General features: G+C 28.3%; 13 protein-coding genes. 5 read left to right on the plus strand and 8 right to left on the minus strand.

Annotated elements, in window-relative coordinates:
• Both NJT12_RS06160 and NJT12_RS06165 read left to right on the plus strand, forming a co-directional pair.
• Nucleotides 1–271 (plus strand): ATP-binding protein (locus NJT12_RS06160; RefSeq protein ID WP_271335010.1); only part of this gene is annotated, 271 nt, incomplete at its 5' end.
• 290 nt (nucleotides 272–561) lie between these two features.
• On the plus strand, nucleotides 562–837 hold the full coding sequence (locus NJT12_RS06165) for a hypothetical protein (RefSeq protein ID WP_271335011.1): 276 nt from the start codon (nucleotides 562–564) through the stop codon (nucleotides 835–837).
• A gap of 148 nt (nucleotides 838–985) precedes the next feature.
• Here NJT12_RS06165 and NJT12_RS06170 read toward each other — a convergent pair whose 3' ends face one another.
• The 8 genes from NJT12_RS06170 to NJT12_RS06200 all read right to left on the minus strand — a co-directional run bounded on the left by NJT12_RS06170 (nucleotide 986) and on the right by NJT12_RS06200 (nucleotide 12,229).
• Nucleotides 986–1,885: a hypothetical protein gene (locus NJT12_RS06170; RefSeq protein WP_271335012.1), complete on the minus strand. Its 900-nt coding sequence runs from the start codon at nucleotides 1,883–1,885 to the stop codon at nucleotides 986–988.
• Between the two features lie 4 nt (nucleotides 1,886–1,889).
• Nucleotides 1,890–2,996 (minus strand): hypothetical protein, encoded by a 1,107-nt coding sequence (locus NJT12_RS06175; protein WP_271335013.1) that lies wholly within the window; start codon nucleotides 2,994–2,996, stop codon nucleotides 1,890–1,892.
• Nucleotides 2,997–3,003: 7 nt separating this feature from the next.
• Nucleotides 3,004–4,680, minus strand: coding sequence for a hypothetical protein (locus tag NJT12_RS06180; RefSeq protein WP_271335014.1), 1,677 nt, complete (start codon nucleotides 4,678–4,680; stop codon nucleotides 3,004–3,006).
• Entirely contained in the window at nucleotides 4,631–5,758 is a 1,128-nt protein-coding gene (locus NJT12_RS06185; RefSeq protein ID WP_271335015.1) for a phosphoadenosine phosphosulfate reductase family protein, read from the minus strand. The genes NJT12_RS06180 and NJT12_RS06185 overlap by 50 nt, the downstream gene beginning before the upstream one ends.
• Nucleotides 5,755–8,985: a P-loop NTPase family protein gene (locus tag NJT12_RS06190; RefSeq protein WP_271335016.1), complete on the minus strand. Its 3,231-nt coding sequence runs from the start codon at nucleotides 8,983–8,985 to the stop codon at nucleotides 5,755–5,757. The genes NJT12_RS06185 and NJT12_RS06190 overlap by 4 nt, the downstream gene beginning before the upstream one ends.
• Nucleotides 8,972–9,865 carry a DUF4007 family protein gene (locus NJT12_RS06195; protein ID WP_271335017.1) on the minus strand — a complete coding sequence of 298 codons (894 nt, stop codon included), beginning with the start codon at nucleotides 9,863–9,865 and terminating at the stop codon, nucleotides 8,972–8,974. The genes NJT12_RS06190 and NJT12_RS06195 overlap by 14 nt, the downstream gene beginning before the upstream one ends.
• A 630-nt stretch (nucleotides 9,866–10,495) precedes the next feature.
• Nucleotides 10,496–10,660 (minus strand): DUF6965 family protein, encoded by a 165-nt coding sequence (locus tag NJT12_RS25120; protein ID WP_414655383.1) that lies wholly within the window; start codon nucleotides 10,658–10,660, stop codon nucleotides 10,496–10,498.
• Nucleotides 10,661–11,917: 1,257 nt separating this feature from the next.
• Nucleotides 11,918–12,229 (minus strand): hypothetical protein, encoded by a 312-nt coding sequence (locus NJT12_RS06200; RefSeq protein WP_271335018.1) that lies wholly within the window; start codon nucleotides 12,227–12,229, stop codon nucleotides 11,918–11,920.
• Between the two features lie 894 nt (nucleotides 12,230–13,123).
• Here NJT12_RS06200 and NJT12_RS06205 point away from each other — a divergent pair.
• From NJT12_RS06205 to NJT12_RS06215, 3 genes are read left to right on the plus strand one after another with little or no spacing between them, the layout of a single operon-like run.
• The gene (locus NJT12_RS06205; RefSeq protein ID WP_271335019.1) at nucleotides 13,124–13,411 is read left to right on the plus strand and encodes a hypothetical protein; all 288 of its coding nucleotides are present in this window, start codon (nucleotides 13,124–13,126) and stop codon (nucleotides 13,409–13,411) included.
• A 2-nt stretch (nucleotides 13,412–13,413) separates the two neighbouring features.
• Nucleotides 13,414–15,681: a hypothetical protein gene (locus NJT12_RS06210; RefSeq protein WP_271335020.1), complete on the plus strand. Its 2,268-nt coding sequence runs from the start codon at nucleotides 13,414–13,416 to the stop codon at nucleotides 15,679–15,681.
• 16 nt (nucleotides 15,682–15,697) lie between these two features.
• A complete protein-coding gene (locus NJT12_RS06215) occupies nucleotides 15,698–16,600 on the plus strand; it encodes a hypothetical protein (protein ID WP_271335021.1) in 903 nt (300 codons plus the stop codon).
• Nucleotides 16,601–16,611 lie beyond the last annotated feature (11 nt).

A 16,611-nucleotide genomic window follows, 5' to 3' on the forward strand; every position in this document is an offset into this window, starting at 1 on the left:
GGAAATGAAAAAGATACTAAAATCAGATCTACTTATTCTGGATGACTTTGGCTTACAACCATTCGATAACCAATCCCGGGAAGCATTATTGGACATTGTTGACCAAAGGTACAATCAAGCATCAATAATACTGTCTTCTCAAATACCTGTATCTGCATGGCATGATATAATTGGGAACTCGACAATTGCTGACGCAGTCCTAGATCGTATTGTAAATTCTTCTCATAGAATAAATCTGCAAGGCGAGTCTATGAGAAAAGCAAATTTTTAAACTGAATAAACTTTTTTGTATTATTGTAATCTCTTTCAAAGTGGCACCATTTCAACCGAAATGGGTGGCACGGTCCGACCGAAATACCCAAGTATTAGTATTTATGGACCAATTTTATATAGGTTGGTCCATTTCTTATTTTAAAATGAATCTAATTAATTTGAAGCAATAATGGAATTAAAGAGTTTATTGATAATTTAAAAAGAGATAAGGCTAGAGGAAGTCTTGCTCCTCATCAGATAATTTTGCTAATTTCTTTATTAAAAATCTATAATAAAAGTGGTAAGATTTTGACTGATATTTTAATTTTAAATAGTGAATTTCAAGAAACTTGGAGTACCTATAAAAATGAGTTTAAAACCACCAATAATAAACTAGGAATGCCTTTAAAAGCTTTTGTAAATAAAGGATATATTGCAATTGAAATTAGTGAAGAAATAAATGATTTTAGAAATCTGTTTGAACTTGGATCTAAAATTTCAAAATTATTAATAGAGGATATTTTAATAGCGTTTTTTAAAGTTGATAAAATTGAAGAATATTTAATTACTAGAATTACAAAATAATTAAATTGAAAAATTCTGTTAAATGGTTAACCTCTAAAGAAATTAAATCCCTTTTAAAAATAAGTGATTGTAAATTAATGCACTTGCGTTTAGAAAGGAAAATAGAATTTAAAAAAGTGGGAAATGCTTATTTATATTTTATCAAACCTTAGCAAAGGTCTAATATTTTATAAACTTTGTTTGTTTTTAAATCACCTTCTAAATTTCTTATTTTAACTAAAATATCTATTGAAGTGTTTTGCAATTCAAATACTTTGTTATATTTTTTAATAATGTCATTAATGATTTTGCACTTTTGTTTTTTTTGTTCAAAGAATTCTTTGTTTTCTGAAATTTTTGAAAAATTGTGATTTGATAATTTTGAAATTAATTCTTTTAAATTTTCTCGTACACCTGGGTTAGTTTTTGCAAACTTTGCATCAACATTATTCTCTAAATAACTTTTTAACTCTTTTTCTAAAAAACTGACTTCTATTGCGTATTCAGAGAACAATTTACTTATAAAATTTAATAATTGAGCTTTTGAAAAATTTTCATCAATCCAAAATAATAAAACTAATAAATCTACCGAGTCTTTTATTTGACCTATTTGCTGAAATTCAAAAAAACTCGAAAACTCATTTTTTGCAGGATAATCATCTGTATAGAAAAATATTTTTTTTGATTCAGTTCGACTTAAATAAAGTGCCAAAGCAGTTGAATGCAATTCACCATTTGCTTTTATATAACCAGTTATTTCGCCAATTCTTTCAAAGTAATCATCTCCTAAATCTTTGAATACATCCTCATTGAGTTTAATTTTACTTCTGAAATAAGTTAATTGAATTTCGATATTTTTAATTAAATCTTTAGTAATCGAAGAGTCTGCTGATATTCGTTTATCAATTAAATTCAATTTATTATAAACGTTTGATCTAATTTCTTTAAATACTAATTCATTAATTCTTATGTCTAATTTTTCTAATTTTTTTTGTAGAAAATCATCTTCATCAATGTGAATGAGGTTTATAACGGAGCATGCGTCAAGAATACAAGTTATATTACTCATAAATTTAATTTTTATCCCAGATTACTTCGGATTTATAATCTTTATAAACATCTAATGTAATAGGATGTTTATCATCCATATCACATAGTTCTAACAAAAGAGATAGGGATTCATTAAATTGTCTTAATGAAATATTTCCTTTTTCACTTATAATATCATCAACTACATTTTCATCAAATGGGAAATAAGGATTAGCATCAGTTCCTTCTCTAAAATGGTTAATTAATTCGCGTAAATAATTTTTAAATGTCTCTCTTGAGGGCAAATCAAAACTAATACGTTCTTTTATTCTTGATCGCACACTTTCGTATACATATTGGCCTAAATCTTCTACTGAAAATAAAGCTGATTGTGTAAGGTTTAGAAACACCAATAAATTGTTTGGAGTGTTGTCTAATATCTCTCTTAAAAAATTATTGGTTTTATCAATATTTGAGCTGCTTAAAACCGCAATGTCTTCAAATTCATCTATCCAAATTACTACACATGAGTAAGTTGTTTTCTCAAATGTCAAGCAAGAAAAAAGACCAGATAATACCAATGTATAATCAGTATCTTCTTTCAGTTGTCTAAGAATTCCTATACTGATGAAATTTTTTAATTCTGCTGGAGAAATGTTACCATAGAGATATTTTTTAAGCTGTAGATGGTCTATATCATGATTAAAAATTGCTTTTAGTACATTTTGAATGTGAAGGTTTGAGCCAAAATTTTCAATATAACTATTAATATCAATTCCTTGAAATTTCTGTCTAATTTCTAGTATATCTAATTTGTCAATTACTGTTGTATAAATACTAAAAACTGGTTCTTTTCCTTTTGGGAGAGGAATTATCATGGAGTAAGGAATACATTTTCCTGCTTTATCCGAAATTTTTTGTAATTCAGCTTTTTTATTAAAGAATCTTGCAGCATGAGTTTTTCCACTTCCATATTCACCCCAATTTAAAACTAAAGTTGAGTTTGGAATTCTGACACTTCGTTCAATTCTTTTTTCAAATTTTTCTTTTATTTGATTAAAACCAGCCCAAATAATTTCGTCTGGATTTGTAGCCGGAGTCATTCTAAAAGGATTAGTTTTTAATTTAAAATCTGATTCAAATTTTCCCATTTTCTATTTATTTTTTTCTTTGTATATAGCCATCTTGGTATTGCTCTTGATATTTAAAGACAAATTTATCTTGTTCTTTTTCTGACAATTCACCTAAAATAAATTGATAACCAACTTTAATATTATCATCCAAGTATAATTTATATTTTGTATAATTTGCTGCTTGTGAAGCTGTAACACGATTTGGCGCCAATGTTTTAAATAAATCAAAACTACTATCGATGTAATAATATATTTTTTCTATAATTATTTTTCTATCAATTAAATTTTCACCATGATTGCATTTATAGCAATCATCAAAGGTATGTATCATAAATCTATCAATGAAAGAATCTGATGAAATTATTTTATCTGTATTAATATCATTCCAAACACATAAATGTTTAAACAATTTCAATCCTTTTTCTGTTAAAATAAACTCATTGTTGATGCTTGTTAAAAGGTCAAAATCTAACATCCAATTTATTCTTGGCATTATTATGTGTTCTAAATAAACTTCTGCTTTTTCCCAATTGTTTATTCTCTTTAATATAACATCAATATTTTTTAAAACTTTTCTATTGTCATATATATTTTGTCTTTTGTAATCTTCTAGTCTTAATATTAATTGAGCTTGATATTTTTTTACTAAAATTAAATATGTAGTTTTTCTATTTAAAAAAAACAGTTCTAAGAGGTTACTAAAGTAAAAAAAGTCGTTTTTTAAAATACATTCTAAAAAATATACTTTATCAAAATCTGTAAGTTCAAAAATATTATTTGAGTTAGAATATTTATTCTTTAAATTTTGATAGACTTTGAATGATTTCCCAACATTGAAAACATTATTCACTTTGCTTAATAAATTAATATCTAGAGCCGTATCTATATAGGGTTTTGCAGAAACTCCACTTTTAGTTTTAATTATTAAACCCTTTTTGAATGAATTGTCTTCAAGTTCATTTTTATATTCTGAACAATAATCTTCAAATTTTTTATTGATAATGGATGCCGGGAATTTTTTGTTTTCATTGAAGAAATTTGACATTATTTTAAAATAACCTAATCTTCTAACCTTCGTATTTGTTGATAATACTGAAACTATCTTATTATCATTTATATTAATTTTTTTTCTAAAAAAGACTGTGTAAAAATCTGGAATAGATATTTCAAGTGTTTTAATTATATCTATTATTGATTTTGCAAATTCATTGTTCAAAAAATAATTATCATTAATTTCGATTTTGAATTGATAATTTCCTTCATCATGACACATTGGGTCACCAAATTCAGTAGTGACATCATAATTTAATATACTATCATTAAATTTTTTTAATCTTTCTATAAAACAAAACATTTCATATGTAATTGACCTTCCTTCTTCTGAGTCTTCGCGCCAACCTAAATATTCATATCCTATTATATTGTATGTTTGGAATTCAATATCAAAAGTCAACAATCTATCAATTTCTTGGATATTATTTATTCTATTATATGAGAAATAATCATCTTCTAATAATTCATCCTCATTATCGATATTGTTGAAAGTAAAAGTATACTCTATAAAATAATTACCAAACTCAAAAGATAGTTTATCTTCATGAATCATGGCTTGATTACACTTGTTTAAGTAATATTCAAATATTTCTTTCATCCTATATAAAACAACTAGCACAACCTTCTCCTTCAGCTTCCAAGATTTCATCTTGCCAACTTGTAGTCGTTTTTGCGTTAGTTTTGTTTTTATGCATTCGTAAATAGTGCTCTTTTTTAATAGCATTTACACGATCTGGTTTCTTTAATTCTTGCAAAGGCTCAATAGTCCATGTGTAACCTTCTTTTTCGTATTCAATAGCTTTTTCATAAAGTGTTGGGTGTTGTTCCAACAACCAAACCCATTCTATTTTTTGTTGAAAGAAACAAAAGAAACATCCAGAGCGGCTTCTTGAGTAAGTTCCTTTTTTCAACTCTCCATTTATTTCAACTTCATATTCAAGCGGTAAATAATATGCCGGTATTCCTACTCCAGAATCATCTAATATTTTAAAAATATCATCTATACCTAAAACTTCATCATTTTCAATTAACGAAAAACTATCAAGCTTTCCAACGGGATAATCTGTAGTTTTTAAAAACTCAAAAACTACTTTATTGAATAATTTTACATCTGTATCAAGTAGTGCATTTACTTTTTGTTTTTGTGTAAAACGCAAAGAAATGGGTTGCACCACATATTGTAAAATCATTTCTAACTTTTCTTTCGGTGCCAATAATTCGTAATTACTTTTTACAAAATCAATATTTGAATTAGCTAGAAACTTTTTAATTACATCTTCACTCCAAATATTTTTTCTAAAAGGAAAAATGGATTGAATGTTTTCTTTTTTGGAGATATAACCTTCTCTATTTTCATCACCACGAATTCCAACATAAGAAATGGTTGGAGTAGTGCCGATTTCATTCTCAAAAGGTTCAAGTTTCATTTTTCCGGTGCACCATCTTGCTGTAGCAGACGGTAAATAACCTCCATACATAGCTAAAAAATGATCAAATGGATTTCTTTCAGGTGAGTTTAGTTCATCAATAGATTTATAGAGTCGTATGTTTTTACCTAATACTGAATTCAATTTGTTTATTAGGTCGTATGTTTCATTCAATTCCTTGCCCGTATCACAAGTGTAATATTCTACACTTATATCGGGATGTTTTCGACTCATATAAATTGCTAAGGCAGCACTGTCTTTTCCTCCGGAAATTCCTAATACATGTTTTATCTCACTCATAATACTAAATCTTGATTAAGCTCAGTAGATAATAATTCCATAAGTAATTGCTTGCGTTTATGAATATCTAATGTAATTAATTTTTCTTGTAATTCGATTCTTATAGCTTCGGATTCTTTACTATATTCATTTGAAAATATAATTTTATCATCAAGAATTCTACCTGAAGTTCCGATCATTTGAATTGAAACCATCTTTTTGTTTTCACTTGATTTGAATTCATGGAGTTCAGAAGCTTTAATTAATCCCAGTAGAAATTCTTCTAAATTTGTAACCAAGAGAATGTCTTCTTCATCAATCATTCCGTCAATTGATTTTCCTAATGCAGCATCTGCAACCGATTTTAACCAGGAAGACCTATCATCTAAGGGGGAAATTAGTCGTTTGTAAAAAATAGATTGTTCAGATCCTAATAAGCCCTGATTTATACTAGCTAATCTACTTTGAATTTCCATTTTATAACTTTTGAAATCAATACTTTCGCAATAGAAAGAATGAATTATTTTTTCTTCAATTCTATCTAATAAAGAATTAAAAGCTGAACGAATTTCTCTTATTGCATCTTGAATATGGTACGTATATGATTTTAAGATTTCTTCATCATCACTAACGGAAATGGAATGAAAACCTAATGCATTTGGAAAATGATTAAATAATGCTTCTTCTGGATCTTTGGCGTTTTTGATTGCTTCTCTTAAGCTTATTGCCTTTGGAGAAAGTCTCTTAGTGTTTAATGTATATTCATTCAAGCCTCTATGAAAGCGCAAGAAATTTCCGAAAATAGAAAGAAAGGTACTTTTTGTACCTAATTCAATATCTCCAACCTGTACTAATTCTTTATAGCTCTCCAAAAGATTAACTTTTAGTCCAGAAACATCGTAACTTTTTATAGAATAATTGCTAGGAGATTTGTGAACTAAATCTAAAACATCTTCCGTTAGGTATGGAATGAAGCCATTGCTCTCATGAAATAACGCAAAATCTTCTTTATTTACTATTAAAAATAGGGGTACCCAAAATTCGGTAAATCCTTTTTTTAATTTAAAAGGAGCTTTACTTAAGATTTCGTACAATTCAGCTAAGTTTCGTCTAGATGAGTTAGCAGATTTAATAAACGTATTACATTCTTCCCATAAATGGATAAAGGTAGGATCAGTAGGTGGCGAAAAAGTAAAGTATCTTAATTCACTATTAAACGAATGTATTCCTGTCTCTTTTACTAAAGTAATATAAATTGATTTTTCTGGAGGGTATTTATCGTTTGGAAACCCAAGATTTTCTTCACTTTCATTGTTTAAAAGATGTCGTATGAAAGACTTTCTTGCTGAACTTATCTGAGGGCTTAGAAATTCTTTATTTACTAGTTCATTTTTGTAATGTGGTGCTTTTGTGAATTCTAAATCACATATTTTTGAAAGTGTTTCATTCAAAGCTTTTTTTGATCTTATATTTTCTATCCCACCATTATAAAACCAAACATTTTGATCATTAGAAACAAATAAATTATCTAATACCAATTTTTGCAATTGCTGCTTATGAAATTCAAGTTCTTTTGCTAATAATTTACCGGCATTGATATCTTCCTTATGTTTGGCAATTAGAAAATTTAATTTATTGATAGTGAAAATTTCGTTATGTATTTGCTTTGAATTTTTATATATAACAAAAAGATTGCTACCTGAATTTTTTGATGATTCTTTGATGTCTTTTTCCTTCAGGTTTACATCAAAAATTAGGTTAATATATCCATCTAAAGCTCCTTCAGCTTTAGTAATAGAATTTAAGTTCGTTAAGATTCGGTATTCAAAGAAACGAGGAGTACCTTTTTGGTAAGAGTTCTTTTTAACTAAAATGACTGGAAAATCCATCAAATCTGAAATAGCGTCATTGATCGAGAAATCATGGTTTATTTCCTTCGAGGCATCTACCAATTCTTGCTCAATATCAAGATCTGTTCCTTCTAAAAAATTTATTTTATTACTATGATTATAAAATCTAATTATCCCAGATTTGTCAAGTTTTTCAATGCCCTTTTCAATATCGGTACTATCAAATTCGCTTGTATGATGAATGTATTTTGATATGAATTCTTTGTCCAATAAACTACCTGCCTTAGTGAAAATATTTGCTAGACAAATAGTTTTGATCACTTCAGCTATTAAATTATAATTTATGTGTTGAATTAATTCCGCTCGTTCGAGTGCTCTAAAACAAGTCTGCCATTGCAATCGGTGAGGATTGTTTGAGCTATAAATTTCACTACCTAATGTATTAACTAAATAATCAAACACATTCGAAATAGAGTAAAATTTCCCTTCAAATGAACTGATTGAAAATTTATTTTTATCATTTAAAAATGTAAACAATGATCTTTCGTTTTGTCCATAGCGTTGCAAAGAGTTAACTAAAATGTTTGCTGACAACCAGTCTAGTGGATATAATGATTTTGCAAGTTCAGTTGAGTTTATTTCATCAAAACTAACAAGATTAGTGTTTTTGATTGCTTTATTTAAAAGATTAAAGCTACCTTCATTCTTTTTAGGTATCTTAAAGGATTGAAGTTTGTTTGATGCGAAAAACAGTAATTGTTCGACAGGTTCATTGAATAATAATTCGACGAAACGGCCTTTAATTTTTTCCCATTCTTGTTTTTCAGATAAGGCAAGTGATGCTGAGTAAGAAATAAAACTTTGATGGAGAGAGATGATAAAGTATACGTTTTTATTATCATTGTTAGCCCATTCGGAAATTTGTTGCAATAGATAAAGATCATTGACATGGTTATTCTTTCCAATAAATTCAAGAAATTTACCAAATTCATCAATAATTATTACTAATCCTTTACTGTTTTTTGCGGAATTAACTCTTCTTTTTTCTAGTTCTTCAATTATTTCATCTGCGGAGCCTTCTTCGATATTTAATGTTTTTAATAGAGAAACCGTTAATGAAGAATTATCTCCTATTAATTTAATAAAATCATAAGAGTGTATATTGGAATTTACATTATTTCTAAAATAAATTTTTTCTTGTAGTAAGTTTTTTTCAAATGCCCAAAGAAATGTTGATTTTCCTGTTCCATAATTCCCTATTAATGTAAAAGATTTATTACTTTTTGTTTCGCTACTTAGAATGCGATCATAAATTTGAATCGCATTCGGGGTAACAATATACTTTAAGTCTTTCGACTCATCTCTTAATATGTTAGTGGATATGTTATTGTATTCCATAATACGATTCTAATAAATTTGTCTGATAATCTTTTGTTATGCCTTTTATTTGAATTTGTCTTATTCCGGCATCATTTTTATGTATGAATTCTGGGTGTTTTGAGCATAGTTGCTCAAGTAAATTATCCAAACCATCATTTGAAAGACAGAAATATGACCCAATTGAATTCCTTATTTCATCATAGCTAATATCTTTTCGATCATCTAAATAATCTAAAAGACAATAACCAAAAATTGCAATTGGTATATTGTTCCGTACTTCTTTGTTTATTTTATAAGCAGTTTCACCGTTTCCATTTTTGGAGGTCAATTGTGAAATCAAATTTAATTCTAGTAAAGGAGAATTAAAATCATCTTCAATAGTTTTTAACGACTTTGTTGGAGTGGCATAAGATTTTACAAAAACTTTAAAATCAGAAATTAATGTATTATTACTTACTTCTCTTTCATTGTTATCACGAAGTTTTTTTTCTATAAACTGTATGATTTGTCTTTCAGAAAAATCTAAACTTACTTTGTCGTTAAAATATTCCGAGAAAATCAAATTAAAAATACTAGCATAATTAGATTTACATAACTTATATTGTAATAACCATAAGGTACCTTCATCTTCTAAATAAGGATCAAATGCATTATTATTGTTTAAAAATAGTTTATTTGATATTTCTAAAACTTCATGTTTCTCATTTATCAATCCAAACGCCTTTAGCCAATGTTGAATAGATTGAACCATGTTTTTACCTACACCTAATTTTGAAATTGCAATTTCAGGCCTATTTAAGACTGTATATCCCTCAGTATCAATTAGTTTTATGCCTTTTGATAACCACTGTTGTCTACAGTGAAACGTATCATGACCTGAAAATTTTAAAGTATTCATATGAAAAATTTAGTACTGCAAGTTAATAATTTTACAATGGATGAATTCATCCATTGTAAAAAACTTATAAAGAATAAATATGTCTCAATGTAATGTGTTGATTGTTAGTTTATTGTGTTTTTTTTTAGCCGTTCTATCCAAATTAACTGACAATATAATCTTCAGTTTAATTATTTTATTTAAAAAGTGAATATCTAGAGAAAATATCAGGGCTAGCTGCTTTTTAAGAATCTAAAGTAAGAATAAATAAATGTATGTTTGAAAAAAAAATATGATTGACAAAATTACTTCTGTTTCGGACAATTTACAAGGAAAAATTAAAACCATTTTATAGGTACTATTATAAGCATTTGGTTAATTCATAACTGGAGAATTCCATATGCAATATTCAATTTAGATAAGGATTGTACAATGCAAGATAAAATTAATTTTATTGCGGATTATTTCGGTAAGCAAATTTTTTGGCTTGAAGTCATAAAAATAGTTGCCGCATCTTTACTTGTTTTTTTCTGTATCACAAGTAACTACTGGCATTATTAGAGAACTATTGCCCTTAATTTATTCAGACTGATTCTCGCTGCTTTTTTCCTGTGAAGAGCGTTTCATTAAAATATAAAAATCCTTTAAGTGTCACCAAGCAGGACACATTTCAAGGGGACCGTTATAATTATAGATACCTGTATAACAGCTGCGCAAGAATAGTTGTGTATCACTGATCTTAGCCCAAGGTTTCCAGTTTACTTCCAAAGGTGGTGGTGTGCTTTCAAAATAGCGTTTTATTTCTTCGTGAGTCATAGGGCAAAATTACACAAATACTGCAGACCCGTCAAGGGTTGAGCTGATTTCATGCCGGCATATTTTACGCTATTTGACTGCTGGTTTTCTTAATCTCTCTGGCCCTATAGCGTTGCCACTTCGCAATTTATTCTAATTTTTTTATAGATATGTTTTGGTAGATAAACTTGTGATGCCACCTTTAGGAATTCATCACCAGAATCTGGTTGTTTTTTACTTCTTTACTACTTTTTCTTCTACAGTATCTCAATTGCTTCCTCTTTTACTTTTTATCAAAGACACTGTATGCTTTTGGTTCGATTTCAAGAGCAAAGGTAACTTCGTGTTCTTACGTCCCTCCAAGGCCAAGTCTTTCAGCTTTGCTAAAAAAATCTCCACCCATTCGGGTTGTATTTTTTAGCAAAGCCTTGCAGGTGCTAAACACTAACCTTTTTATGCTCATGAAACAAAACATAGCATACTGCGGCTCTTTAGACGAATAAAAAAAATGTCAGAAATGAAAAATAAAATATTAAAAACGGTGATGATGAAACAAAACAGCGCCAGCTCTCATTGCCAAATAAATTTTTAAAAATTAAGTAAAAATCAAACATTCAGAAAAACACATTTATAAACTTTTAAAATCAATTATCTGTAATTTCACAACTGAATTTCTGCTATTGTTTTAGTATTCAAATGGTCGTTTTTTCCACACAGAGAAGTCCTTAACGAAGATAGATCATTAAAAATGTACGGAAAATATTTATTTCTAATAAAATTTTAGCATGCAAAAAAAATAAAACGGGTTATGTAAAATTATAGCTGTAACAAATACAGTGAAAATTTATTACCGATTATTGGTGATAAGAATAGATTTAGAATTAAGATTTGAATAGTGGATATCTCGGTTCGATTTGTGCCACTCATTTCGGTTAGACCGTGCCAGCCATTTCGGTCAATTTGTGCCACTATTTCGGTTTGATTAGTGCCACCATTTCGGTTCGATTTGTGCCACTTTGAAAGATCAAAATTAGCTACTATCTTGTTGTTATCTAAAACAATACGATATGGCTAATAAACTTGATCCTATGGACTTAAAACAAATCATCACTTTACATTTGGACTGTTATAGCAATTGTAAAATAGGAAGTACATTAGGTATTTCTCGCAATACTGTAAATACCTATATGCAGCTTTTTGAAGTTTAAAAGAATAGGCCTAAAAAATACGTGTAAATTATAAATTTCAGCGAAAAATAAAAATTTTGAATGGAATTTCTTAATCGTTAAATAGGTTTTCTAGTTCCATTATATGAATCTTTTCTGTTGCCTTTTTTGTCTTCGGATCTAATTTTAATGTATCGGTAACATCAATAAAAATATATTTGTCATTAAAATATAATATTTCGTTTTTTGAGTGAGGATACTTTTCTTTTAAAACAACTTGGATATTTTCAATATTATCTAAATTATTTGTGAGTAAAAATGTGTTGTGTATTCTATGGCAAAAGAAATAGCCCAACATTATATATAAGATTAGTAATAAAGCATTGAAAAATTTAAAATCTTCTTTTTTTGTGACAGATGCCAAATTATAACATTTAATCAAGCAAATATTGCAAAATAAACATACTACTATTGCTACTAAAGCATCAAAATGCAAATTACCTGTTGAATCAATAAATTGAAAAAAAAACTTGAAATACGCAAATCCTAAAATATAAACTGTAAAAAAACTTAAAAGCCAATTCCGAGTGTCTTTCTTCCTTTTATGCTCTATTTCTATATCTGAAAGTACAATCTCTATGTTATCCCTAGTTTTTTTTGGGTAGGATGGAATCGAGAAATAAAGGAAACATTATACTAGCAAGTGCCAATAATAAAAATATCAGAATTAGTATTCCATCTGGGACTATTTGAGAAATTGAAAAAAAACTGATATAAGGCTGAGAAATACTCATTAATTCAATCAATTGCCAAATACCTCCAATAAAAGCAGGAATTAAGATTATAAAACTTAAATAATCTTTAAAAAAAAGACCTATTCCATTTATTTTAAAACCCGTTTGAATCATAACATTTAATTTGAAAATTCGAATATAGTTAGAATATTTTGAAGTAAAATGGATTTAAAAAAAAGCTAATTGTAAATGTGCGCCTTAACTGTTTTGACAAAATCAACAAATGGCATTGGATGTTAATAGTATTTGTCTCTTTCTATCCGAAAAATTTCTCAATCAATAAGAAGTATGGAAAGGCTATTTCTGTCGTTTTAAAAAAGTTTCATATAATTATTAAATAATGTAACAGAATGCGGAAAACCGTAAAGGATCATTTTTAAATATATATAATTTTACAGCAAATTAAAAATTTCATTTTATTTGATTTTTTTTTTATTCAATTTGATGAAATTTCTTTATAAAAGTGTTAATATTGAGCTTAATAAATCACTTCAAATATAGAAAGAAGGTTAAATATTTTTACTATGGAAAGAATACTGCTTTTAATCTTTTTTGTTCTATTTTCAAATGTAATTCTGAGCCAATCTTATCTTTTTAGAATCACTAAACAATTTAATTTCAGAGTAGCTTCTAGTGACGATCATAGTAGTCAATTCTTTAAAATCAAAAAAAATCAAATCTTTATTGCATCTATGTCAATTGGAAATGATTACTATAATGTCATAAATATAGCCGCTGACAAGGAAGAGGATGTACATAAATTATATAAAAAAAAAGGCAATAGTTCAACAGAGTTTTACACAATGATTTAGAAATGGACATAATTAAAAGTAACCCATACAGGATAATAGGAATATTAGTTGGAACTTCAACAAGGGAAGAGCACAGTAAAACTAAAAAACTCAAAATGTATATTGAGGCAGGACAACAGGTTCCTGAAGATTTTAGCTTTCCAATTATTGGCGATTTGAATAGAAGTAGTGGTAATGTAGAAGATGCTATTTCAAAACTAAACTTGAATAGTGATCGTGTTAACGCTTCATTGTTTTGGTTTTATAATGGGAATTCTGTAACCGATGAACCAATGTTTGATTCCTTGAAAGCCTCAAAGGAGGACTCTAAAGAGGCAATAAATGCTTGGGTGAAATTGGCAACATCAGAGGACGTTACAAAAAGAAACGCATCAGCTTTTCAAAATCTTTCCACTTTATACTTGAATGGTGCATTTAAGAAAAAAACAATTTCTAAAAAGAATCTTGAAAAAGGGATTATTTTAAAATTAAAGTTTTTAGAAAGTGATTTCATAAATGATTTTATTAAACTTTCTTCGGATGAAACCTATAAATTATCCATTGATACTTTGCAAATCCAGTTCTTAACACAAGTCTATTCACAAATTGAAAAAGTGGATATAACTTTAGGAGATTGGTACCTTGAATGTATTTCAAAAATTTCTTTTACTGCAAAGCAAAATTATTTAAATGATTTCGTTTCTAAGCCGATTGACCGTATTAAAACCAAAATTGAAGAGACAAAAGTAAAAAGGAAAAATGATCCAAGTAAAGGGTATGATTTAGGATTAAGTCTATTTGAAAATGAGAATGGAAAAATAAAAACAATTCAAAATATTTTAGGAAAAAGCAATATCCAATTTATTTCTGCCTCTGATAAACTCTCCGATGAAATATTACAATGTGGAATTGTTTTTTTTAAAAAGCACAGAGATACAAGTACAGATCCGAGCGCTAAAGCAATGGATTTGTTTAAGAAAGCAAAAAAACTTGCTGTTGGCAGTATAGCAATTCAAAGATGTCAAGAAAATACAGAAAATCTCCAAGAATGGATTGATGAAAAACCGGAAAGAGATAAACACAATAGAATAAGCGATGATTTAACAGCATTAATTGAAATATTCGATAGGTTTGAAAGAAATGCAGAAACTATTGGAAATGCAAGAATATTAATTAATTTAAGTATCCCCCTTTTAAATAACATAAAAAATATTTTAGGTGCCTCTGATGAAATGTATTTAAAACTTTCAACACGCGTTGCTAGTCAGGCACAAAGTTATATCATTGAAGAAGTAAACAATGCTCAAGATAATTTCGATTATAAAATTGCTGTAGACAGATTCGGAACTTTAAATAAAATAAAGACTGCTTTGAGAACTGGATGGGAAGTGACCAATTTAATTGGCACTTTAGATATGGAGTATGATTATAAAACAGGACGATTTAATCAGAATAAAAATGCTTTAAAAAATCTTTGTAGTCAATTAAATGTTAGTACGCCAAGTTATAGTACATCTTCCCTAAACACTACTCCACGACCGTTAACATCACCAAAAAGTAGTTCTACATATACTGCTCCAAAATCTAATTCAGGAAATATCAATTGGGGCGGGTGGATATTTATTATATTTTTTTTTATAATAGTAATTATGTGTATTAGTAATGGATCACAAAATGATTATAGTGGTGATACAAATTATAATCTAGCATTTGATTCAGCGGCCACAGTAGTTGATTCAGCGGCAGCAGTAGTTGATTCAGCTTTCGCTTATCCATATGCAGATACTACTGCTGCCATAGTGGATACAGCTTCCGCAGTAGCTATGCCTGCAGAGCAAAATAGGAGCCCTTTTATTGGTAACCAGTTACAAAATGGCTCTTCCCCTTTAGATAGATGCTTTGGACCTGGGTTTTATGAGGGAAACGCAATATTAACTATTAAAAATGGAGGAAATTCAGATGCAATTGTATGTCTTTATAGCACCTCAAAAGGCAGAACAATTAGAAATGAATACGTTCAGAAAAATTCAAATTTTAAAATGTCAAACATTCCTCAGGATTATTATAAAATAAGAGTGTTTTACGGTAACGATTGGAATCCGAATTTAGAAAATAGTTGTGGTACCAATGGGAATTTTGAATCGGATGTGAATTTTTCAGAATTTGATGGAGAGGAGTATTTTGAAGATAGTTCAAGAGGACATACAAATGCAACCGTTACTCTTTATAGCGTTGCAAATGGTAATGCATCATCTTCTCCGATAAACCAATCATCTTTTTTTAATAAATAATATAAATCTTTTAGCAATGAAAAAACAAGTTATAATAGCACTAATCTTTTTTAATTATTTTGGCGCTTTTGCTCAAGAAACTAAAGCTGTAGATTTCCAAAAAGAAATCCAACCATTAAAAGAAAAAATACATTCTCTTCAATCTGAAAACAATGATCTAAAAATTGAAATCAGTTCAATAAATTCTAAAGTTGCTACAGTAAATCAAAAGCTTGAAGCTCTTGACCAAAAAGCTCAATCCAATGCTTCTGATATTCAAAAGACCAATTCAGATTTAAATGGGAAATTAACCAATTCAGAAACAGCAACTAATCAAAAATTCACAAAGGTTGATAATTCATTAAGTAAAAATTCTTTGTGGTCCATTATTGGAATCTTAGGTGCTATCATAGTTTCAGGATTACTGTATTGGTTAGTGAGTAAACGTCAAAGTACTGATAAAACAGATGTTGAAGCACAAATTAGTAAAACTAAGAAAACACTCGAAGAAGAAGGAGTGAAATTGGACACTAAATTGACAGAAGTACTAGAAACACAATTGAAATTAGTGCAAGAGGAAAGAGCTAGATTACCTGCTAATAAATTGGAAGAAATAGACCATTCTCTTGCTTTAAAAGTAGCAGATGAAATTGTGCGTCTAAATAAAAATCTATCCAATATGGATATCAATATTAAAGGTTTAAAACAACTATCAGCATCAGTAAAACGTATTGAAGATAATTTTGCTGCTAATGGTTATGATATACCAGAGATATTAAACAAACCATTCGACTCAAGAATGAAAATGATTGTGGCAAATTCTGTTCCAGACGAAAAATTAAAAGATGGAGAAGAAATAATTACTAAAATAATCAAACCTCAAGTAAACTTTAAAGGAGTGATGATACAATCAGCTCAAGTTGAAGTTTCAGTAGGATAATAAAATAAAAT

Origin of the sequence: Flavobacterium azizsancarii, assembly GCF_027980145.1 — a bacterium.
Taxonomy (GTDB): domain Bacteria; phylum Bacteroidota; class Bacteroidia; order Flavobacteriales; family Flavobacteriaceae; genus Flavobacterium; species Flavobacterium azizsancarii.